Genomic DNA, 23,264 nt, shown 5'->3' with positions numbered 1-23,264 from the left:
TTTTGGCAGTGCGCTACTCTCACTCACATTTTTAAAAGATTTTATTCTGTCACTTAATCGTGTAATCAAGAATTGCAGTAAACCTTGGTTGTGGTTCATGTTGGATGGCCTTTTTGTTCTTTTGATCCTTACCTTTCCGGTTTGGTTTAATATGCTGCCATGGGATATTTCCAGACCGCTTATGGGTATAATCGGCATTATCCTCCTTTTACTGCTCATGTTTTCAAGTATGCCTGTTGGTGCTGTGATGGGTCTGATAGGATTTCTTGGCTTTACTTACCTGGTCAATATAGACGCTGCTTTATCCCTTGCCGGCACAATACCCTATCGCATCGCTGCGAGTACTGAGATGGCCACAGCCCCCCTTTTTATTTTAATGGGGGTATTTTGTTTCCATGCTGATTTAACCAAGGATATTTATGCAACACTGCGTAGTTGGATGGGACGGCTTCCTGGCGGGATGGCCATAGCCACAGTGGGGGGGTGCGCCGGATTTGCAGCAGTGAGTGGCTCCAGTTTAGCATCCACGGCTACTATGGGCACATTGGCACTGCCTGAAATGCGGCGCTATAAATATGACAATGGCATGGCGTGTGGCAGTATCGCTGCCGGCTCCAGTATCGGTATTTTAATCCCCCCAAGTATTCCATTCTTAATCTATGCCATGCTTACAGAGGAATCTATTGCCAAACTTTTTATTGCCGGTATTATTCCGGGTATTATGGAGGCGATTTTTTACATATTGGTCATATACTTCATGTGCAAGATCAAACCCAATTTAGGCCCCCCCGGTCCTTCAACGACATTTAAAGAGAAAATCATTTCACTTAAGGGGACCTGGGGAATACTGACTCTTTTTATTGTTGTCATAGGGGGTATCTATGTGGGCATATTCACTCCCACGGAATCCGCCGCTGTCGGTGCATTTGGTGCATTCTTACTGGGCGTTGTAAAGAAAAAATGGACTCGAAAAAATTTTTTTGGTGCTCTTGCTGAAACAAGTAGAATGACCGGGATGTTTATGCTTGCTTTGATAGGGGCCAGATTATTTCAATACTTTTTAACAATTTCCCAAATTCCGTTTATGCTTTCCGACGTTGTTGTTGCCATGCCAGGCCCGGATATGGTTAAGCTGTTGGCAATCCTTTCTGTTTACCTGGTTCTTGGCTGCATAATGCCGATTATGGGTATTATTATTCTCACAGTACCTATTTTTTTCCCGGTTATCATCGGTCTTGGTTATGATCCGATCTGGTTTGGGGTTATGATGGTTATGATGGCGGAAATGGGGCAAATCACACCACCTGTCGGGCTTAATGTTTTTATCCTTGCCGGAATTGCCAAGGATATCCCTTTAGGGACAATATATAAAGGGATCATTCCGTTTGTGCTGACAGATATTATTAGAATCATTCTAATTCTTATCTTTCCGGCAATTGCTTTATGGCTGCCTTCTTTAATGGGATAGGTCCATTTTTTAGAGGTAATTCCATAGAGACTAAATTTAAAAAGGAAAAATTATGATGACAGATAATAAAAATCCTGTGTTCAAGGTTAAACCAACGGTCTCGATGAATCCGAACCTAAGCGTTCCCCTTGCTGCAGTTTTGCGCTATACAGCTGATAGAAAGGTTAGCACGATTGTCACTGTTTCTGACGGAGACCGTAATTGGGAGATAAATTTTAATGGTTCATATGATCCTCAAAGCGGATTACCGATTATTGGCATGCGAGCAAATAAGCGGCATACATTTTTTATTGCCATACAAGATGAGTCTGGACATAAAACTATGTGGTCCGAAACATTAGAATACATGACACCTAAACTTCCCAGCGGTCCAAGAGACTGGCCTCCTATCAGTATTAATGTCAGCCACCCGGAGCTGATGGAGCCTGGTATCACATTGATATCAATCCGACGACGTGTGCCCGGAAGAGAAATAATGATGACAAAAGCGCAAAGGGCATTCAGCCGGGACTGGTCGTTAATTGTCGGACTTGATTTAAATGGAGATGTCGTCTGGTACTATCAGGTGAATACACGCATTGCCGGTTTTGATTATCTGCATAACGGTCATTTGTTTTACCTGACACATGATTTTTGTGCTGTTGAAATCGATATGCTTGGTAATAAAGTGGCACAGTGGTATGCGGGGAAGCGGCCGCAGGGCGAGGTAGAAGGCGCAACACCTGTGGATGTCCAAACGATTCATCATCAACCTCATGAGTTGCCGTCGGGCAATTTTCTTGTGATGACAGCACATTCTAAAAAAATTAAAAATTTTTATACCAGTGAAGTTGATCCTGGGGCTGAAAAAGCTGACACAAATGTAATGTGTGATGAGATCGTTGAATTTCGACGCGACGGATCAATCGTGTGGAACTGGAACAGCTTTGAATACCTGGACCCTAATAGAATTGGCTATCAAACCCTTGGACCTTACTGGAAGGTACGAGGTTTTCCTGATCACGCAGACTGGACTCACGGCAACGGTCTTTTTTATGATGAAAAGAATGATGCGGTACTAATATGCCTGCGAATGCAGGATGCTATAATCAAAGTTGACCGATCAACCGGCGAGATTGTATGGATATTGGGCGACCATCATGGCTGGCCTGACTGGTTGCAAAGCAAACTACTGAGACCTGAGGGGAAGGTTCATTGGCCATATCATATGCACAATCCAAAGGCAACTCCTGAAGGAACCATATTATTATGGAACAACTCAATTTTTCAAGCGTTACCTTTTGATGGAAAGCGTAAAATGCTGCCCCATGAAACTTACAGCCGTGCTGTTGAATATCTGGTTGATGAGAAGCGTATGACAGTTCGAGAGGTATGGGCCTCGGAAAATGGGCCAGACAATGATTCTTGTTCCTGTTTTGCCATGGGTGATGTTCACTGGATGCCTAAGACAGATAACGTACTTGTTTTTTATGGGTCATGCATGGCAAGAAGAGATGATATGTCCTATGATCCTACAGACATGCGATCTCAAATGGAGTTCCCTCAATGGACTCGTGTTCGTGAATTTTTACATACAACTCCACCGAAAATTGTATTTGAAGCCCATATCGAAGATCATGATGATGTGATCATGTGGGCTACTTTTGGTGGTATGAAAATATCAAGTCTATATCCTTCTGTATGACATGGGCCATGCAGAGATAAATAATTTTTAATAAATAACAATATAACAAAATTAATGGAGTTACAGAAATGACTGAAAGCGAATTAGATTTTAAAGGAAACCTTACCGATGCACAAAAAGAGATGTTGAACAAGAAAATAGATGACTCAAAGCAAGTGATTCGGGACACCTATGCTAAATTCAAGCCAGAGGAATTGGCTGCCACATGGACAGGTGGAAAGGACAGCACTCTGGTCCTATGGCTGCTTCGACAAGTCTGTGAAGAAGATAATCTGCCGCTGCCCACCATTTTTACTATAAGCGAGTTCGATGTCTTTACCGAGATTGAGGATTTTATGAAGGAATACGAAAAAAAATGGGGGTTTGACTTGGTATGGTATCTTAATGAAGACGTGGTAAAGGCTGCCGGCAGTGAATTGAACTCCATGGTCCAGGTTAAGGATCTTAATGAACGAAACCAAAAAGAACTTGAACGTATCGGGTATGAAGAGGATGAGTTTATGTTTGAAGCTGAATCCTATACCGGCAACCATTTGATGAAAACAGTGATGTTCAACAAATTCATTGAGGATCGAAACATCAAGGGTATGTTCCAAGGAATTCGCTGGGATGAGCATGAAGCACGTGTGAATGACGAATATTTCATGGAGCATGAAGCGTCAGATCTCAGCCCTGCACACACCCGGGTATGTCCAATTCTTCATATCACGGAACGGGATATTTGGCATATCACTCAAGGCATTGGAATACCTTACAACAGCCTGTATCAGCATGGGTATCGTTCATTGGGCGCCAAAAGTTCCAGTAAAATCGCCATGGAAAATGTTCCGGCATGGGAGCAGGATCTGGAAAACACAGGGGAGCGGGATGGCCGCCGTCAGGATAAGGAAGAGGCCATGGAGAAGTTAAGGTCATTGGGTTATATGTAACACAAGTGCTTTGACGGATGATTGTTTTTTTCCAAAGACGCTTATCCGGATAAATAGTCAGCTTTATTAAGACCAAACATTTTTTTATGGAGACGGGGGAAACCCCGATAATACAAATTATGGCATTGATACAATATATAACAAGAATACAGTTTGACTGTGGTGCAGTGAAATTACTCCCTTTGGAGTTAGATCTTCTGGGAATGAAAAAACCTTTACTGGTAACTGATGCGGGTATTCGTGCCGCGGGCATTCTGGATAAGATCGTAGGTTCTATGGGAAATTATGATTTCGAAATCTTTGACGGCACACCGGAAAACCCGGATGAGGAAGCTTTGCGTCAATGTCTGGATATCTATAAAAAAAAGCAGTTGGATGGGGTCATTGCTTTGGGTGGAGGGTCGCCAATCGACCTGGCCAAAGCAGTGGCGTTATTGGTCTCACATGGTGGGAAATTTTCAGATTATGGGGTTCAAACCGGTGGATCTGAAAAAATTGGAAAAGTCTTGCCGCATATTGCTATCCCAACTGCTGCCGGTACAGGTGCTGAAATCGGCAGGGCTTGTGTGATGACCACCGACGACGGAAGAAAAACCATAGCAGTCAATCTTAATATGGTTGCAAGTGCAGTAATCTGCGATCCTGAGTTAACTCTTGGACTGCCTCCTAAGATGACGGCGGCAACGGGAATGGATGCCCTGACACACGGAATTGAAGTTTATGTTTCCAATAATTATAATCCCCCGGCACAGGCGATTGCTCTAGATTGTGTCAGACGCGCAAGTCGCAATTTGGTAAAAGCGTATCAAAATGGTTCAGATATTGAGGCACGCAAAGAAATGATGATGGCGGCTCTGGAAGGTGGATTGTGTCTACAGAAAGTGCTTGGAGCCTTGCATGCGATGTCTGCCCCTCTGGGTGAATTTGGCATTCATCATGGCACAGTAAATGGCATATTGTTACCCCATGTTCTTCGCTACAATGAAAGCCATTGTGGAGAATTGTATCTGGATTTAAAAAAAGCAGTTGGAATTGATCCAGATAGCCGTCTGGATGGTTGGGCCGAAGATCTATTGAAGCAATTGGAACTCCCAACAACATTGCGTGAAATGGGTATAGAATCAAAGCATATTCCGGATATTGCTGAAAAATCGGCCAAGGACCATTTAAGCTCGAGCAACCCCCGCCCGATGACACCCGAAGACTACAAAATCCTTTTACATCAGGCAATGGGTTAATATGCTTGAAATTTCAGTCTCTGATGATTGATTCATTATCTATTCCTCAGAATCAACTTTTAATTAACAGGAGAACACTAAATGATACAACAAGAATATAAATCTATTTCCAGAAGTGCGCCGGGAATGCTCGAATGGCCAAACAGCGTTGAGCGTTTACCCAACGGCAACACGTTGATTGCCGACGGCGGTGATATTAGCGGAAATGGAAGTGAAGTGATAGAAGTCGATCCCTTGGGCAATATTGTATGGCAGTATGACAACGATGGGGGGTTTCTATTTCTTCATTCTGCCCGTTTATTAAAAAACGGAAATATTCTTCTGGCTGACAGTTCCAGTGACAGGGTAATCGAGGTTAACCGCGATAAGCAGATCGTTTTTAACACTGACAACTGGGATAATGGTACCGGCAAATTGTCCGATGGTTCCTATATTGCCTATCCCAACGATGCCTATGAACTGGAAGATGGTAATCTTTTTATCTGTGAACGAAACAATAACAGAGCATTCAAAGTAGACCGTCAGGGGAATGTGCTCTGGGTATATGATAAAGACATTGACCGTCCCCACAATGGGCATATGCTGCCAAATGGGAATATGCTTATTTGCGCTTCTGATATAAACACAATACTTGAAGTGTCGCCGGATAAGGAGATTGTCTGGTCATATGGCGACGGCAAACCGGAAACTCTGGACTGGCCAAGAGCTGCCAAGCGGTTGGAAAATGGAAATACAATGATTTGTGATTCCAAGAATTCCAGAATTATTGAGGTAACACCCAAAGGACAGACAGTATGGGAATTTAAAGTAGACTACTTTTCCAAGTTCTATGACTTCCAGGCGCTGCCCAATGGTAATGTCCTGATTTCCGACACCCAGCACCGCCAAATAATAGAGGTGGATCGTTCAGGAAATTATAGATGGGTGTATCGAAATTATCATCTCCTTGATGTCGAGCCCAAGCTTAAAAATGGATTTTTCAAAATGCGGGATGAAACCGATGTTCCTCTTCACTGGCAACTGGCCAGACTGATCAGCGAAGGAGGGGGAAAAATGATCTGGGATAAGGAAAATAAGCCTTACCCCTGCCCCGGACTGGAATATGATCGAACCGGTTTTCTTTATCTGCACCAGGTGATTGCCGTAAAACCGGGAGTTCGCTACAAACTGGCAGGCAAGATCAGAACAGAAGGAGTGAAGGGTTCGTGCTCAATTCAATTGTGTTTTTTGGATAAATACGGTGGACAAGTCTATGATATGGAAGATATTCCCAAGGGAGATTTTTATATGGGTGATCGTGACTGGACATTGGACCAAATCGAAGCAAAGGCTCCTGATGGTGCAACCAGTGTGGAACTACGTCTGTCGATCAATGATGCAGGCAAGGTCTGGTTTAAAGAAATGATGTTCTATTCTTAAGATGCTGCAAAAATTAGTGAAAATGTAGAGAGGGGGTAATTTCATATGCTATTAGGATACACAGGAAAAATTGCATGGGTTGATCTTACACAAGGGTCAATCGATATTCAGGAACTATCGGAAGGTATTGCAAAAAAATACATAGGGGGGAAGGGTCTGGGTGCCCATCTCCTTTATAAACACTTAAAACCCGGCACCGACCCGCTGGGACCTGATAATATAATGATCTTTGTCACAGGTCCCCTTACGGGAACAAATTTTCCAGCCGTATCCCGATCCGGGTTGATTACTAAATCTCCCCAGACCGGCACTTTTCTGGATTCTTATTCCGGTGGTTTTTTCGGCACCCAATTAAAATGGGCAGGATTTGATGCTATAGCGATTAAGGGTAAGGCCAGAGAACCGTCTTACCTGCTTGTTGAAGAGGGTGAGATCCAAATTAAAAAGGCGGAACATCTCTGGGGACTTACCACCTCTGAAACTGAAAAGCAGTTGAGGGAAAAGGTATCATCCAAAAAGGGAGAGCGGATGAGTATTGCTGCCATCGGCCCGGCAGGGGAAAACCTTGTCAAATTTGCTAATATTATCAATGAAAAGAGAGCCCATGGCAGGGGCGGCGCCGGAGCCGTGATGGGCTCAAAAAATCTGAAAGCCGTGATTGTCAGAGGTAACTTAAAACCTCATATAGATGATGAGGCGGGCTTTAAAAAAATCATACAGCGTTGCCGCCGGCAGATAGCAGAGCATCCTATGACCAAAAAAGGGGGTGCATTCCCCAAATATGGGACCACCATGACCATTGATTTGACCCAGGAGACCGGAACACTTCCGAGTCAAAACTGGCAGGAAAATACCTTTGAAGAAAAAGAAAAGATCAGCGGGGATGCTCTCCTGAATTACGTCACACGGCCAAGGGCTTGTTTCGCCTGCCCCATCGGCTGCAGCCGGGATTCCAAGGCATCAGTAAATGATAAAGAGTATATGACTGAGGGACCGGACTATGAAACCATGTACGCCCTTGGACCAAACTGCGGTATCTGTGATCCCGCCGTCATCATCGCAGCAGATCATCTTTGTGATGATTACGGTATGGATACCATCTCATGCGGCGTCACCATTGGATTTGCCATGGAATGTTTTGAAAAAGGATTGATCTCAAAAACTGAGACAGATGGTATGGATTTAAGTTTTACAAACGGAACGGTGCTGCTGGAGCTTATTCACAAGATTGCAAAATGTGAAGGAGTGGGCGCTTTGCTTGCACAGGGGTCCAAAAGAATGTCAAAAAAAGTAGCGGGCAGCAAAGATTTTGCCATCCATATTAAAGGACTTGAACTTCCGGGATATGATCCCCGGGGAATGAAAGGTCAGGGACTCTCTTATGCCCTTTCAGATCGCGGTGGATGCCATGTCCGGGGCAATACCCTTCGCACCGAGCTGATGGGTCTGCCCGAACCGATAGACCGCTATGGTTATGAGGGCAAAGCCGATATGGTTAGAAAACTCCAGCTCTCTTATGCGACCTGTGATTGTATCATCGCCTGTCTGTTCGGTTCTTTTGCCATTACCCCGAAGGACTATGTCCAAGCCATATCAGCCGTGACCGGTTGGACAATAACAGAAGGTGACCTGCAGACCGTGGCCGAAAGAGCATGGAACCTAACCCGGCTATTCAATGCAAGAGAGGGGTTTACAAGGCAGGATGACACCCTGCCGGAAAGACTGTTCACACAAGGCTCGACCAAAGGGCCAAGCAAGGGTGAAGTGATGGACAGGGCATCCTTTGATAAAATGCTTGATGAATATTATGATCTAGTGGGGTGGGATAAGGCTACAGGAATACCCGGAGAGGAAAAATTAAAAGAGTTGGAAATCGAAAAATAAAATAAAGGAACGATTATGCTTGCAGACCAAAAATATTGGAATCCTGTTCTGGAGACACTCCCCCGGGATCAAATTCAGAAACTTCAACTGAAAAAATTTAAAAAAATATTCCAGTGGGCTTATGATCACTCCATATTTCACAGGTCTCTTTATAACACTGCTGGCATCACACCAGATGATATCCGCAGCTTTGCTGATATCCGGCTCGTCCCGAAGGTCGAAAAGTCCATGATGCGGGGAGTTCAGAAAAAAGATCCATTTCCGTATGGAGATGCCCTGTGTGTTCCCCTTGAAGAGGTAACCGAGTTTCGCCAGACAAGCGGTACCACCGGGCAACCTGTCTATCAGGCGGATTCCTGGCAGGATTGGGAATGGTGGTCAGAATGCTGGGCTTATATCCTGTGGGCACAAGGGTACAGGCCGGCGGACCGTGTATTTATTCCTTTTGGATATAATATCTTTGTGGCGTTTTGGGCCGGGCATTACGCAGCTGAAAAAATCGGGTGTGAGGTTGTGCCCGGTGGCGTCTTGGATACAAAAGCCCGTATTCTTAAAATTCAGGAATTAAAGGCGACCGCCATTATGGCGACCCCCACATATGTCCTTGGCATGGCGGATACGGCAAAAAACAAGATGAACATCAATCCCGCAGATCTAAGTATTAATAAAATCACCTGTGCTGGTGAGCCGGGTGCCAGCATCCCCAGTACCAAAAAGCGGATGCAGAATGCCTGGGGCGCACAGGTGTTTGACCACGCCGGGGCAACAGAGATCGGGGCCTGGTCTTTTGAGTGTCTGGACCAGCCCGGCGGTATGCATGTAAATGAGGCCTTTTTCCTGGTGGAAATTGAAGATGTTGAAACCGGAAAAATTATCGAGGAGCCCGGCCGAAGGGGGAAAATGATCATCACGGCTCTGGACCGCTTGGCCCAGCCCTGCGTCCGGTTTGATGCCAAGGATATCATTGAATGGGATCCATCACCCTGTTCCTGCGGCAGAACATTCAGGTTGATAAAAGGTGGAGTGATCGGCCGTGCAGATGACATCACCAAAGTGAAAGGTGTTTTGCTGGCCCCTTCGGCCATTGAAGAGGTTGTCAGAAGTATTGAAGACCTGTGTGACGAATATGAGGTAGTAGTGGACAAACTGGGTGATATAGATCGGATTAAGCTTAAAGTCGAATTAATGCCGGGCCTTGAAGAGCGTGTCAAAGAAATTGAGAGTAAACTCCAGGATCAGCTTCGCTTGAAAACCAATCTGGGTTATCGGATTGACTTTTATGATTATGGTAAACTGCCCCGGCACGAGGTCAAAGCTAAGCGGTTTAAAGACTTGAGGAAAAACCATTAGAAAGGAATACAGAATGACGACGCAGGAGATAAATTTGAAAGAAGTAGAGCAAAAAATTCAATTAATGAGGGAAACAGCAGAAAAGTTGAAAGAGAAGGCAAATAATTTTCCCGCTCTTGACCGGAATCTTTCCCGGATGTTGGCTACAATTAAAATGTTGGAGTTGAATATTGTTACTTGAGAATATAGTCGATCAGTAAAACCATTGAACGGAAATAAAAGGCAAAAAAGTTTTATTGACATCTAAGAAAACTGTAATATTATTGTCTGATAATAAGACTTTAATGGAGATTTTTATGACTGTCGATAAAGCTATATTCAAACCATTCAAAACCCAAAGAACCTTTGAAGAGGTTTCTTCAAAAATTAAAGCATTTATTTTTGATGGAACCCTGCAAGCAGGAGATAAACTTCCTTCCGAGTCGGAACTTGCCAAACAATTTAATGTAGGCCGACAAACTATCCGAGAGGCTCTTCGCATCCTTGAATTATCCGGTTTCATTATTGTGAAAAAGGGATATGGTGGTGGAGCGATTATTAAGGATAGTATTTCAAAAAAAATCAAAAATCTTATGTTAGATGCATTTAGGATGGAAAAAATTTCTATCGATGAGTTTACTGCGGCTCGGCTGTCTATTGAAAAAGCCATATTGAATAAAGCAATTGACAATGCAGATGATCAGGACATTAATGCTCTTCAGGAGAATATTGATAAGGCAAAAGATTTAATCGCAAAAAAAGAAATCGCGATTGATTTAAATTTTGACTTTCATTCATTGCTCGCAAAAGCTTCAAAAAATGCAGTATTTGTGATAGTTGAAGGAGCGATAAATGCCATACATCGGAATATACGTTCTCGCATACCTCCTGATTTTGAAATCTCAGAGATTGCTGTCCAAAATCATGAAAAAATATTGGATGCGTTGATTAAGAAAAAACGAGAAAGCGCTATAAGTTTGATAGAAGAACACATTCTAAAAATGAGAAGCATTTATAAATAAAGTTCCACTAAAAGGCTTTTTTATGACTTATCCAAGTATATATCCGACCGGAACCACAATATATAATCCTAAAAAATGCTTTAATGGCTATACTGTATTCCATGCCAAGGAGTTAGGAAGTCTTGTAATTGATATGAATGGAAGTGAAACCAAGTTGTGGAAGGGCTTGCACGGTTTTCCAAATAAACTTCTGAAAGGTGGCTATATCCTCGGGCACACAGGAGAAAGATCTACAAAATATGGAATGCAGGATTATCGAGACCTTGTCCAGGTTGACTGGGATGGAAACGTAATCTGGAAATTCAATGAGTATGAATATATCGAAGATCCTGGGGAAGAGGCCCAGTGGATGGCCCGTGTCCACCATGACTACCAGCGGGAAGGCAATCCGGTTGGGTATTATGTCCCTGGCATGGAAGCAAAAATAAATCAAGGTAATACCATGATCCTGGGGCATAAAAATCTTATTTGCCCACAAATTTCTGATAAGAATTTGCTTGATGATACAATTTATGAAGTTTCCTGGGATGGGGATATCCTCTGGGAATGGGTTTGCAGCGAACATTTTGATTCCTTTGAATTCCGTGAAGATGCAAAAAATATTTTAGCCCGTGACCCCAATATGCGGCCTTGCGGTGGCGGAATGGGAGACTGGATGCATCTAAATTCCATGTCCATCCTTGGGCCGAATAAATGGCATGATTCAGGAGATAATCGCTTTCAACCTGATAACATTATTGTAGACGGTCGAGAAACAAATATTATCTTTATCATCAGCAAAGAGACGGGTGAAGTGGTCTGGAAGGTCGGACCCTATTATGACTGTACACCGGAAAAGGATCTGGGCTGGATTATCGGCCAGCACCATGCCCATATGATACCACGTGGATTGCCGGGCGAAGGAAACATTCTGGTGTATGATAATGGCGGGTGGGCTGGATATGGAGCATGCAATCCGGCAAGTCCAACCGGAATAAAAAATGTATTAAGGGATTATTCCCGTGTTTTGGAATTTGATCCAATTACTCTAAAAATTGTATGGCAGTATACTCCCCAGGAAGACGGATTGGTACAACCTGCAGACAGTAATCGTTTCTACAGTCCTTTTGTAAGCTCTGCCCAACGGCTGCCAAACGGAAATACGCTTATCACGGAAGGCAGTGGTGGCAGAATAATTGAAGTTACGGCAGATCATGAACTGGTATGGGAATATATCAGTCCCTATTGGGGTAAAGAAACAAAAATGAATATGGTCTATCGGGCTTACCGATTCCCCTATGAATGGATACACCAGGTTGAACCTTCCAAAGAGATTGAAATTGAACCAGTGGATGTGAGTTCTTTCAGAATGCCCGGTTCCAGCCCCAAAGGGCCTCGTTCAGAGGTTAGTGTTGAGGGTACAGTCCCTTTCCAAGCTTCATCAGCTCTGTGCGTAATCTCTGATACTGATGATAAAAAATAGAGATCATAAGCATAAACTTCAGGAGATAGAATATGCCTTTTACCCTTTTTAGTGCAACAGGGTGTATGCGTTGTGAAATTGTTAAATCCTATATGACTGATCATGCAATGGTTTATGATGAGCATAACATAAAAACAAAAGGCAAGGACGCCTTTAATTTATTTTATCGTAAAAATCGGCCTGATATATTTCGAGGAAAAGATGGCATGGAATTTCCAATTCTTTTTACAGGAGAAAAAATAATACAGGGCGTTGGTGAAATCCTGGCTTTCCTTAAGGCAGGAGACAGGTTAAATACTTTTATTAAAAGAAGTGATTTAAGCCATGGATGGATCAATGGATTGACTGTTCCTGCAAACAATGCATGCATGGATGATGATTTTCTGGAGATATTGCGTTATCTTAAAGATCACGGGTTGTTGATTCAGCTTGCGACTGACGGGCGAAATGCCCATCTGCTGGAAACCATCATCAAAGAAAATCTTATCCACCGGTTGATTTTTTATCTGAGAGGACCGGCAGAACTCTATAAATTTCTTACCGGGGCCACCCTTGACAAGGAAGAACTCCGACACAGCCTTTCTCTGGTAGAAAAATCCCCTGAATACCATATTATTCTATCGATAGCATGCTTGGAACGTTCCAATGGTGAACCCGGTTATATTACCCCTGAGGAAGCAGCCCGAGCCGCAGCTCTTGTTGAACATGCCACAGGCAATAAAAAACATCCGTTTTTTATAAAAGGAGTTATCCCGCCCCCTGAGTGGGACATTGCTCCTTTACCATCGGCTGCCTTTTTTAAATACAGAACAGCATGCAGACCTCATATGGTATTGGCAGAAATTTTGAAATAATTATTCAATCCCCATAGGGGTGAAGGTGAGCCTTTCACCAATTTCCGGATGGTAATGGTAATGGCCGGAGTAATATAAAGGATCAATCCTATGAAACAAGATCAAAGATAACGCTTCCGATAAACACTTTTACCTTTATTCTTACGGGGATCTTTCTATCATCTGCCGTGACCCAGAGTTTTACCGTGGGGTTTTCACTCTTTTTGAATACACCGGAAAAATGATTGACCTTAAGAACGAGCAGGTACGTATCAAAGGTTCCGGAGGATAAGGTGATTTTTTCTTTTTTTATCACCTCTCCTTTCTGGATGAAACATTTTTTCCCATCGCTCACAGGGAAGGACAGGCTTTGGTCGGTTTTAAAATTTAAGGTTCGCATCTTATAAAAGGCTGAAACCGGGTCAAAGGTTTTCAAAGGGATTTCGATGGGGTCTCTTTTTTTGCCGAAGTTAGAATAAACGGCTGTTTTCTTTTCCCAGTCAAAATTAACAATCACCTGCCTTTTATCTTTGCCCGACTGTGTCTTTTTGTGCAAAAGAGACCGGGAAAACGCTAAATCAGCAAATCCTTCCAGTCGGTCTCTGATTTTAAAAAACATATCGACATACCGACTTGACTTCACTTCAAGTAAAAAATGATATGCTTTTTCCCCATTGAGTGTTGTAAGGGGCAATACTTTGAATTTTGCTTTTCCAGCCCTGATCATTTCCCAGCTAACCGTGTATTTGATTTCTTCACCAATAAAAAACGGCAACATTGTTTCACCTGCATTGCTAAGGGGTGTTAAAAAAAATAACATGCCCGTCAGGATAATAAAAAAGAAATGGGCGCGTGATAATTTAGTGCATTGCTTCTGCAATGGATACGGTCCTGTCGCCCAGTATATTGACATAACTTGCCATTTCATTGTCATACCATCCATAAATCACAGCCTGGGTAACCTGGATACTGGTGACCTGATCTTTGATCATATCCAATATGGATTTGTCTATACCGCGCACATGCTCAAGGTTAATATTAATGGCCCCGGTACGTGTATGGGTTTCATGGCCTTCAATAACAGCGGCAGCCCTTGGTGTTCCGATAATATCAGAGGAGACATTCTGTTTGTCCGTGTACATCAGGTATCCGTTTGTATTGGCTTTTTCTGTATTTTCATAAATTGAGTTGATCAAATCCCTTCGAATCGGCTTTTTATTCAGCTCTTCCTGGAAATTCATCACAAGAATAATCAAAGAGCCGGTTGCCGTCGGAATTCGGACGGACTCTGCAATAAACCCAATGGTTGACATTTCCGGGATAACCAGCTGCAATGCTTTTGCAGCACCGGTTGTGGTCAGAATAATATTATTCATGATAGACCTGTTTTTTCTTAAGTCCTTGGCACCTGTTTTCGGCAATCGATCCAGTACCTGCTGTGATCCTGTGGCTGCATGTACAGTTGCCATGGATGCAGAAAGGAGTCTCTCAACACCGAAATAATCCAGCAGCGGTTTTATCATATGAGACAGACAGGTGGTGGTGCAGGATGCATTGGAAATAAGATGATGCATTATTGGATTATAATCTCCATCATTGATCCCCATGACGGTTGTCACTGCATCTTCGGGCATTGCCACACCCTCTTTGAGTTTAAAGGGCGCTGAGGCAATCACTTTTTGAGCACCTGCTTCGATATGTCCCCGGATAGAGCCTTTGGCCGCATCTGCTCCAAGGGAAGGGTCCAAAAATTGTCCGGTTGTATCTATGACTATTTTGGCATTATACTGTGCCCATTCAATATCTTTCGGGTTCCTGTGATTTTTTAATATCTTTACTTTTACACCATTAATATTCAAGGATGCTGAGGCTTCATCCACATCACTGATAACCGGCCTTGCCTGATATCCGTAAAGAAATGAATCCAGTCGTCCATATGTTGTATCTCTTTCTAAATAATGAATAATGTCTTGAAAAGATTTACCCACTTCCCTGCCCACATTAATGACAATCGTATCAAAGTATTTTCTTGCTGCATGATGCCACAAAGACAGCTTTCCTATTCTTCCAAATCCGTTAATTCCAAGTGTTATAGAACCTTTTGTATTCATTTGAATTCCCTCTTTTCACTATCTTTTATTTAATTGAGACTTTAATTCGGCCTTTATACACGGATCCTTTTTGACCGTTAATACTGATATAATCACCTGTAAGCATTTTAACCCCATTGAGCATACACTTTTTTTCGGATTCATTGCAAACAAGATTTTCACATCCCACCACACAGGTTTTATCAAGATTATATGCCACCACAGCTGCATGGGAGGTGAGCCCTCCCCTGGCAGTCAGAATTCCGTCTGCGGCATCAATTTCCAGAATATCATCCGGAACCGTATCATTCCTCAATAAAATCAATCTTGTATCCGGATCATTTTTCCTGAAGGCATCAATTTCTTCCAGGCTAAAAACGATTCTGCCGCTCATGGCCCCGCCACTGACACCGATCCCCTGGCCAAGAGATGCCTTGTCAAGGGTTGCCGGGTTTACATCAAACTTTATAATTTTTTTCCTGTCTCTTAAGGACATATCCCTTGCCTGAAGGATAAAAAGATCTTCTTTGGCTTCCCCTTCAAAGGTAAACTCAATATCCTGGGGGTTCCATCCCTCATCATAAATCAGACGTTGCACCACTTGTTTTAATTGCATATAAATGTGAGGAAAATTTTTCTCAAGACTTCTCTTTGAATCGCGTTCTTCCAGCTCCCTTTGGGTCTCTGAAATGGGAAGGGTTTTTACAAGCCCTGACACAACATCTTCTCCCTGATTACCAATGGTAAAATCCCCCCACAGTCGGATTGTATCCCCCGGGAGCCGAGGGCTGTGGCTGAACACAACACCTGATCCCGACTGCCTGGACAGATTCCCAAATACCATGGATTGAATCGTAACAGCAGTGCCCCAGTCATCGGATATCCCCATAATCCGTCTGTAATCCCTTCCCCTTTTGGATTCCCAGGACGAAAAAACCTTATCAATAGCCAGAAACAGCTGGTCAACGGGAGACTCAATCAGTTCAACCCCGGAATCAAGTAATAATTGTTTATAGGCAAGGGCAAGGGCCTTCATCTGGTCGCCTGTGAGATATCGCTTGAACTCAACACCATACTCTTGTTTTTTTGAATAAATGATATGGTCGAACTCATCCCTTTTAATTCCAAACGCCATCCCATATCCTTGAATAAACCTCCGATAGCTATCCCATGCAAACCATGGATTCTTGCTTATCTTTGCAATATTTGCCGCGATTTCCTCGTTGAGTCCCACATTTAAAAATGAATCAAGCATTCCGGGTTGTGAAATAGAAGAACCGCTCCTGACCGATAAAAGCAGTGGATTTTTAGGATTTCCAAAATCTTTTTGGGTGTGCTTTTCAAGACTGGCCACCATTTTTGCCACATATTGTTTGAAATTAATATTCGCAGGCTTGTAATGATTGATGATTTCACGGCATTTAAAAACTTCTGTGGTAATAATAAATCCTTCCGGGACTGCTATACCTAATTTTTTTAGTTTGATCAGGTTTAATCCTTTATTCCCCAAAAATATAATATTATTGCTGATGGAATCAAAACTGCCCACTTCAATGACTGAAAATTTGGGATTATAATTCAACAACCGGCTTAAATGAATTTGAGAAAGCTTCTCAGACTGTTGAAACAGGGTGTGTAATATCCTGTTTAAGAAGACATCCAACTGCTGCAGCCCGAGGGAAGTTGCAATACGATCCCTGAAAAAGATCTCGGCTACACGCTGGTCCAGTTTTGAATTTTGTTTTTTGCCTCCAGCGGGTAGATATTTTTTAAGAATTTGATCCTTTCCAAGCCTGGATTCTATCTGAAACAAATTGGTGGAATGAATATTATTAAAATGGTCATTGATGATATCGGCAATCGCCCTTGTAAAGCCTTTGAAAATATCCAGGTATTGAGTAAATGTACAGGTCCTGATATCCACGGAAAATTTTAAGAAATCCATTTGGACATCCAACTGGTTGGATGCAATTCCATCCAGCTGGAATGCCTTCCTGAACAGGTTCAAAATTCCATAAATACGTTTAAACGTAGCCTTGGTAATCACCTGGAGATCAATGCTGTTGATCAGTTCTTCGAACATCACATTCAGGATGCTTTCAACCCTCAGGGTCAATCCCAGGGCATCAAATTTTGCCTCATTGTAACTACCGTACATGGATGGGATATCAACGGCAAAATGGCGTTTATGATAAATTGCCTCATTGACGTCATAGATCCTGTCCGAAAGAATAATTTTTTTAAGCTCTTTCATGTACGACAGAAGAGAAAGGATTTTATTTTCCAGGTTTTTCTCTTCAAGTGCCAGAACAAGCTTTTGGGTATCCGGCAGATTTTCAGAATGAAACGAAGATAAATATTTTTTAAATTCCAGGTTATCGATTCGATATTTCTGATTTAAAAGTCTGTAAAACCCAAAGATCATTTTCACCCTTGACCGGTCACCTCATTAATTAAATTGCAAATAGCCTCTTGTGTATAGATTAAATAGTCAGTTGGAAGTGATATATCCTTTGATTCAATGTAGTTGAGAATAATTCTCGGCCCATCAATAAATGGCCCTGACTCATTAATTTCCTGATAAATTGATGGGGGAACATAAGGTTCAAGCTTTTTTTTGTTTCCGGTCTTCCAGAAAAAAATGACTTCCTGGATAAAATCCACGATCCTGCTTGAGCTTTCAACATGGCATTGTTTTCTTAAAAAATGGATTAAACGATCTTTTCTCTGACAGGACTCATCCAGGCGGGTGGAAATATCCCGGAGATGACCCTCTGCACCGATTTCGTTAAAAAAGGCAGGTAACAACCTTGAAAGCTGTTTTACCAGATTAAAAACCGGTGTAATATCTGAATTTAAAAATTTTGTAATATCTCTTGGGAACAGATCCGTATCCTTGATAAAGACCCCGCCGATGGACACAGATATGATTAATGCAGATAAAAGCCTTCTTGATTTTTTGGGATGTTGCCCGATCAGATCCAGAAATATCCGGATATTTTTTACATGGGCTGCATTGCTCTTTATCTGCCAGTCATCCCCGGTTCCTTTAATCATTGGAAATTGAAACCCATGATCAACCGCCCTGTCTATAAAATGGTTAATCAGCTCAATGTTCGATCTCTTGTAAACCGCATCCCCGATTTTATGTATGCAGTCCAGAACGGTTTCAGGATATTTCCCCTTATGTTCTTTGAGCAAGGAAAATGTCTGATCGACGATATTGATATCCTTTTTAAAATCCTTATCACCGATCAGAAGGGTCAGGGTGGTGTTAATATCCCGCAGGGCCTGAACATGGATAGTCGAAAGTCCCGGAATATGAATGATATAAAAAAGAAAAGTCAGTTTTAAGTGCCGGCCTATCGTATCATCGCCACTCTCGGTTATTATTTTTTGAGGCACTGCCCAAACCCGGCTGACAAAATCCTGGTACCCCTCAAGATGTGTCAATGTTTGTGTTACCTTTCCGGGGTCTTGATTCAAAGTCTGAATAATATCCTCAAGCATTTTACGCCACTTTAATATATTTTGATGGGATACTTCTTTTAATAACTGCTGTAACCCATCATCAAGCCGATTGATATCGATACTCCTGCCAATCCATGAAATTGGGTCCTCCTGTTCCAACCAGTAATTAAATGAATAGTTATAAAATTTTATCAGAACCCGGTTTAGCGATGTAAAAAACGCAGCATTACCCTTAAGACAGCCTAAAAGTTTTTTTGCAATTTTATCCGGTTGATAATAGGATCTGACAAAAAAATAAAAGTCCCGGCCTTCATAGGATTCAATTTTCAGGGCCGCCTTTTCAATCACCGGAAGGAATCTATCAAGTTCCTGTTCCGATTCTTTGACAATATGCTGTAAAAACAGCATTAAATTATCAGCCGCACTTGTTTTCACCTTTAAAGCACAATCTGATTCAAACGACTCCAAAAAGATATCAACAAAAAGCTCCAGGGCTTTATCACCTTTTGGATGGGGTTTATATAAATAGAAATATTGAAGGGAAAAATGCCGGGCTTCGCTGACAATAAACTCCCAGTTTTTATAGGGATGTGACAGCTCCTTTAAAAAAATATTCATTCTGTTTAAGATCCCGACATAGGATGAAACAATATCCAGAAAAACCTGATATTTTGAGTCAATGATAACATCAACTTTTGTGTCGAATAAATTAGCCTCAAGAGCCCCGGATTTCACGAAATTTCCTTTCTTTATTTACAAGGGGTTAAATATTTTTGTCTAAATGTGAATATTTTACCACTTTGATGGGTATTTTCAATGATCTTTATGGATTATAAAAATTTTTCATGCCTCCTGGTACCCCATCTCTTTTAACCGCCGCCATAATGTGGTAACGCTTGTACCAAGAACCTTTGCGGCCCGGGTTTTGTTTTGGTTCGTGCTTTTCAGCACCAGTTTTGTATACCTTTTTTCCAACTCCCTGAAGGTAGGAAAATCAGAAGAAATAGCCGTCAAAGGATCTTGTGAAGACATGGACTGGGGAAAATGCTCCGGCATGATCCTGTCTTGTCCTGCTAAAATTACGGCATATTCAATACAGTTTTCAAGCTCCCTGACATTACCCGGCCAGAGATAAGCCTCCATAATCCGAATCGCTGCCGGTGAAAATCCCGGATGGCCGGGGTATAATTGCTCAAGTGAATGCCGTGAAAGCAAGAGAATATCTTCTTTACGCTCACGCAACGGCTTCACCGTCAATGGGAAAACCGCAAGGCGATAATACAAATCCTCACGAAACATTTTTTCTTTGACCAATGATTTTAAATCACGGTTTGTTGCAGCAATGATGCGTGCTTCTATGGGAAGTGATTTTAAGCCGCCAACAGGTCTGATTTCTTTTTCCTGCAAAACCCTTAAAAACTTTGACTGAAGTTCAAGGGGAAGTTCACCGATTTCATCAAGAAAAAAGGAACCTTTACCGGCTTCCAAAAGCAATCCTTTGTGATTTGAATCTGCACCGGTAAATGCGCCCTTTACATGTCCAAAAAGTTCCGACTCCAAAAGCTTTGGCGGAAGGGCTGCACAATTTACAGCAAGGAAGGGATGATAAGATCGGCTGGACTGATTATGGATATACCTGGCAATCACTTCCTTTCCCGTACCGCTTTCTCCCTGAATCAGAACAGTTGAATGGGTTGGGGCGACTTTATCGGCCAGAAGAATCAGTTTGTTCATACTGCTGCTTCTGTAAATAATTCCATTATTTTTATCAATTTTAGATGTCCTGGCTTCCAAAGAATGAATTTTTTCTTTGTGTATTGCCAGATCCTTTTGTGTCTTTTTTAATTTTTTTTTCAGCAAATCAATCTCTTGCTCAAAAGGATTCAATTTCAACTGTACCCAAAGTTCTCTTACCTGTGAAGATGACAGCCCCCAGTCCGAAGCTGACCGGCCCTCGGAAAAACAATGTTTGTGCCCCTGGGCCTGACAGGCAATCTCCTTTACCAGTACTTCACTGCCAAAAACTACACTTGCAAAGCCACTGAGTGCCCCGGTTGAAATGTAACAGATGGGGTTCTGCGCAATGTCTACTCCTATAGATTTCCAGCATTCCACCTCAACTGAAGATTTGCCGATGGCAGAAAATTTGAGCTCATTGGTTTTTTGGTTGAAATGATGAATTTCAATCCGGGAGTCAATAAGCCCTGTGATGCTACCGATATATTTGGCAGATCTCAGCCATTCCATTGGTGAGTCAAAATCATAGTGGGATGCCATCTCCAGAGCAGCCGTCATACCAATCTGGTAGCCATGCCTGGAAAGAACGCCGGCAAGCTGATCCGGTCCAATAAGGGTTAATAACTGCTTCATCAACCGACTCATGGCCGGCAGACCACTCATGAGCATTCGCTGCGTTCCAATCAGGGGAAATCCAGTCCCGGGTTCCTGACTGAGTATTTCTGAAAGCTTAATGTCTTTGGCTAACATTTTTTTCTACCTTAATTAATTTATAATTGAAAATATATTACTATTTGAAAACAACTATTTCAAGTTGAAAAACATTTAGCTGATCTCTATTTTAATCAATTTCATATAACCTATTATAAATAAAGAATTTTTAAACAATTGCCACCTAATGGCACAGGCATTGCAATACTCTCTTTCAGGTAAACAGGCAACCTATAAACATTTAATAAAGGAGTTAAAAAAATGAACAAAAAAATAGCCAAAACAAGTTTAATGATCGCGGTATTCTGTTTGACAATCTCAATTAGTATTCCCGGACAGGCCCTGGCAAGTTGGATGGCCTCATATTACAAAACCCACCCCATGAGCACGGACCAGCTGAGAGACTCCTGGGGTAAACCTGTCAATGTCATTCAAATGGATAATGGTGTTGAAAAGATGATTTTCGGCCCCAAAGATGTTGTAATCGGTTACACCTATTTTCTAATCAAAGACGGGATAGTCGTTGACAAAAATGTTACCGGTAATTGATTCCATTTAAGCAACAATACTAAACCAATAACCTAAAAAAGGAATCAAATCTATTTGACAGTTTGATTCCTTTTTTTATTACGTTCAAAAACCTGATCAAATATTTTTATTTTAATACCGGCTGATATCATCTCCTTTAAGGCTGATTCGGTGGTATCCTCTGAAACACCCTTGCAAAGCTCCTCAATCAGGAACACTCCATACCCTGATTTAACCGCATCCATGGCTGTCGCCTTTACACAATAATCCGTGGCAAGACCATATACAATAAGGGTATCTACCTGATGTGATTTGAGAATGTTATCCAGCCCGGTTTTAATACCATTGTCATCGAAAAAACCTGAATAGGAGTCATATTTGGGATTCATCCCTTTTTGAATAATGGCTGTGAACAGGGTATTGTCAATGAGGATGTCGGCATTTTCAGTTCCCTGCACACAGTGAGGGGGCCAGAGAATCTGGCTTCGTCCATCTATCTCAATGGTTTCATAGGGAGTTTTGTCTTTGTGGCTGGTATAAAAAGAGATGTGGTTTTCAGGGTGAAAGTCCTGGGTGGCAAAAATTTTATGCCCTTTGCTTTTTAATTGCTTTGTTGCGGCAACTACTTTGTCAATATAGGATTGATCGGTCTGTTGAACAGCAAGAGAACCGTGTTTGAAAAGGGTGAAATCACCTTGTATATCCACAACAATCACCCCGGTTTGATTTCTATCCAATGGAATAGTCATAAGCCCTCCTTTACGTTTTTATTATCATAATAGCGATTATTCTATTTTTATATAATAAAATAAACCCCAAGCAACCATCTTTTTTTCATTCTTGACATTTTTTTAAAAAAGCGATAATGTATTTCGTTTATTGTGATTTGGAGCATTAACGTTTAGAATAAAATAAATTTAAGTTAAGGATTGAAAGATTTATGAAACGAACATTTCAACCAAGCAATCGGAAAAGAACTAGGAAACACGGGTTTCTCAAAAGAATGTCCAAACCTGGCGGAAGACGTGTAATTAACGCCAGAAGAGCAAAGGGAAGAAAAAAACTTAGCGTTTAAAAAGGGATTTATAACCTAAAGGTCAGAAGCTTGAGTAACTTTTGTTTGCCAAAAAAGGTAAGGCTCCTAAAGAGAGTCCAATTTTTAACACTTTCGAAACAAGGGAAAAGAGTATATACAGACTGCTTTATAGCAATTGTGCTTAAAGAAACAGCTCAAAACAATCGAATTGGCATTACAGTATCAAAAAAAGTAGGGAATGCAGTAGAGCGTAACAGGATAAAAAGAATTATTAGAGAATATTTCAGACATAATAAAGAGAATATTTCAGGACCTAAGGATATAAACATCATTGCAAGGAAGGGTCTGACACCGCTATCCAACAGGCAGATTATTGAGAAGCTTGACAAACTTTTTTCAAAAATAGCATTAGCATAGATAATG

Annotated in this window: 20 protein-coding genes; 14 read left to right on the top strand and 6 right to left on the bottom strand. The window is 41.9% G+C overall.

The window, feature by feature from the left end; genetic code table 11:
* The 11 genes from K8S13_RS16290 to K8S13_RS16240 form a co-directional block, all read left to right on the top strand.
* Positions 1 to 1,468, top strand: a 1,468-nt coding sequence (locus K8S13_RS16290; protein WP_291464103.1) for a TRAP transporter large permease, incomplete at its 5' end; no start/stop codon positions are given.
* A gap of 52 nt (positions 1,469 to 1,520) precedes the next feature.
* Positions 1,521 to 3,152: an aryl-sulfate sulfotransferase gene (locus K8S13_RS16285; protein ID WP_291464101.1), complete on the top strand. Its 1,632-nt coding sequence runs from the start codon at positions 1,521 to 1,523 to the stop codon at positions 3,150 to 3,152.
* A 68-nt stretch (positions 3,153 to 3,220) separates the two neighbouring features.
* Complete coding sequence (locus tag K8S13_RS16280; RefSeq protein WP_291464099.1) at positions 3,221 to 4,081, top strand: phosphoadenosine phosphosulfate reductase family protein; 861 nt, start codon at positions 3,221 to 3,223, stop codon at positions 4,079 to 4,081.
* An 86-nt stretch (positions 4,082 to 4,167) separates the two neighbouring features.
* Positions 4,168 to 5,319, top strand: a complete 1,152-nt coding sequence (locus K8S13_RS16275; RefSeq protein WP_367172679.1) for an iron-containing alcohol dehydrogenase — start codon at positions 4,168 to 4,170, stop codon at positions 5,317 to 5,319.
* A gap of 81 nt (positions 5,320 to 5,400) precedes the next feature.
* Complete coding sequence (locus K8S13_RS16270; RefSeq protein WP_291464097.1) at positions 5,401 to 6,738, top strand: aryl-sulfate sulfotransferase; 1,338 nt, start codon at positions 5,401 to 5,403, stop codon at positions 6,736 to 6,738.
* A gap of 45 nt (positions 6,739 to 6,783) precedes the next feature.
* Positions 6,784 to 8,622: an aldehyde ferredoxin oxidoreductase family protein gene (locus tag K8S13_RS16265; RefSeq protein WP_291464095.1), complete on the top strand. Its 1,839-nt coding sequence runs from the start codon at positions 6,784 to 6,786 to the stop codon at positions 8,620 to 8,622.
* 15 nt (positions 8,623 to 8,637) lie between these two features.
* Positions 8,638 to 9,972 (top strand): phenylacetate--CoA ligase family protein, encoded by a 1,335-nt coding sequence (locus K8S13_RS16260; RefSeq protein ID WP_291464093.1) that lies wholly within the window; start codon positions 8,638 to 8,640, stop codon positions 9,970 to 9,972.
* 34 nt (positions 9,973 to 10,006) lie between these two features.
* Positions 10,007 to 10,153 carry a hypothetical protein gene (locus K8S13_RS16255; protein ID WP_291464091.1) on the top strand — a complete coding sequence of 49 codons (147 nt, stop codon included), beginning with the start codon at positions 10,007 to 10,009 and terminating at the stop codon, positions 10,151 to 10,153.
* Between the two features lie 55 nt (positions 10,154 to 10,208).
* Entirely contained in the window at positions 10,209 to 10,973 is a 765-nt protein-coding gene (locus tag K8S13_RS16250) for a FadR/GntR family transcriptional regulator (RefSeq protein ID WP_291464090.1), read from the top strand.
* Between the two features lie 22 nt (positions 10,974 to 10,995).
* Positions 10,996 to 12,435, top strand: coding sequence for an aryl-sulfate sulfotransferase (locus K8S13_RS16245; RefSeq protein ID WP_291464088.1), 1,440 nt, complete (start codon positions 10,996 to 10,998; stop codon positions 12,433 to 12,435).
* Positions 12,436 to 12,467: 32 nt separating this feature from the next.
* Positions 12,468 to 13,289, top strand: coding sequence for a hypothetical protein (locus K8S13_RS16240; RefSeq protein ID WP_291464086.1), 822 nt, complete (start codon positions 12,468 to 12,470; stop codon positions 13,287 to 13,289).
* An 88-nt stretch (positions 13,290 to 13,377) separates the two neighbouring features.
* Here the strand turns inward: K8S13_RS16240 and K8S13_RS16235 are convergent, their stop codons facing one another.
* The 5 genes from K8S13_RS16235 to K8S13_RS16215 all read right to left on the bottom strand — a co-directional run bounded on the left by K8S13_RS16235 (position 13,378) and on the right by K8S13_RS16215 (position 21,316).
* A complete protein-coding gene (locus K8S13_RS16235; protein WP_367172676.1) occupies positions 13,378 to 14,046 on the bottom strand; it encodes a DUF3108 domain-containing protein in 669 nt (222 codons plus the stop codon).
* Between the two features lie 82 nt (positions 14,047 to 14,128).
* Positions 14,129 to 15,379, bottom strand: a complete 1,251-nt coding sequence (locus tag K8S13_RS16230) for a glyceraldehyde 3-phosphate dehydrogenase NAD-binding domain-containing protein (protein ID WP_291464084.1) — start codon at positions 15,377 to 15,379, stop codon at positions 14,129 to 14,131.
* A 25-nt stretch (positions 15,380 to 15,404) separates the two neighbouring features.
* Complete coding sequence (locus K8S13_RS16225; RefSeq protein WP_291464105.1) at positions 15,405 to 17,783, bottom strand: PEP/pyruvate-binding domain-containing protein; 2,379 nt, start codon at positions 17,781 to 17,783, stop codon at positions 15,405 to 15,407.
* A gap of 2 nt (positions 17,784 to 17,785) precedes the next feature.
* A complete protein-coding gene (locus K8S13_RS16220; protein ID WP_291464082.1) occupies positions 17,786 to 19,564 on the bottom strand; it encodes a hypothetical protein in 1,779 nt (592 codons plus the stop codon).
* Positions 19,565 to 19,672: 108 nt separating this feature from the next.
* Positions 19,673 to 21,316 carry a sigma 54-interacting transcriptional regulator gene (locus K8S13_RS16215; RefSeq protein WP_291464081.1) on the bottom strand — a complete coding sequence of 548 codons (1,644 nt, stop codon included), beginning with the start codon at positions 21,314 to 21,316 and terminating at the stop codon, positions 19,673 to 19,675.
* Between the two features lie 222 nt (positions 21,317 to 21,538).
* Here K8S13_RS16215 and K8S13_RS16210 point away from each other — a divergent pair, with 222 nt between their 5' ends.
* Entirely contained in the window at positions 21,539 to 21,826 is a 288-nt protein-coding gene (locus tag K8S13_RS16210) for a hypothetical protein (protein WP_291464079.1), read from the top strand.
* Positions 21,827 to 21,876: 50 nt separating this feature from the next.
* Here K8S13_RS16210 and pncA read toward each other — a convergent pair whose 3' ends face one another.
* Entirely contained in the window at positions 21,877 to 22,554 is a 678-nt protein-coding gene (pncA, locus tag K8S13_RS16205) for a bifunctional nicotinamidase/pyrazinamidase (RefSeq protein ID WP_291464077.1), read from the bottom strand.
* A gap of 191 nt (positions 22,555 to 22,745) precedes the next feature.
* On the opposite strand from pncA, the gene rpmH reads away from it, so the two are divergent.
* Positions 22,746 to 22,880 carry a 50S ribosomal protein L34 gene (gene rpmH, locus K8S13_RS16200; protein ID WP_291464075.1) on the top strand — a complete coding sequence of 45 codons (135 nt, stop codon included), beginning with the start codon at positions 22,746 to 22,748 and terminating at the stop codon, positions 22,878 to 22,880.
* 45 nt (positions 22,881 to 22,925) lie between these two features.
* Complete coding sequence (gene rnpA / locus K8S13_RS16195; protein ID WP_291464073.1) at positions 22,926 to 23,258, top strand: ribonuclease P protein component; 333 nt, start codon at positions 22,926 to 22,928, stop codon at positions 23,256 to 23,258.
* Positions 23,259 to 23,264: the final 6 nt, after the last annotated feature.

This window comes from Desulfobacula sp. (assembly GCF_021107415.1).
The sequence above is the reverse complement of the archived record's forward strand: the minus strand, read 5'-3'. Positions and strand labels throughout refer to the sequence as shown.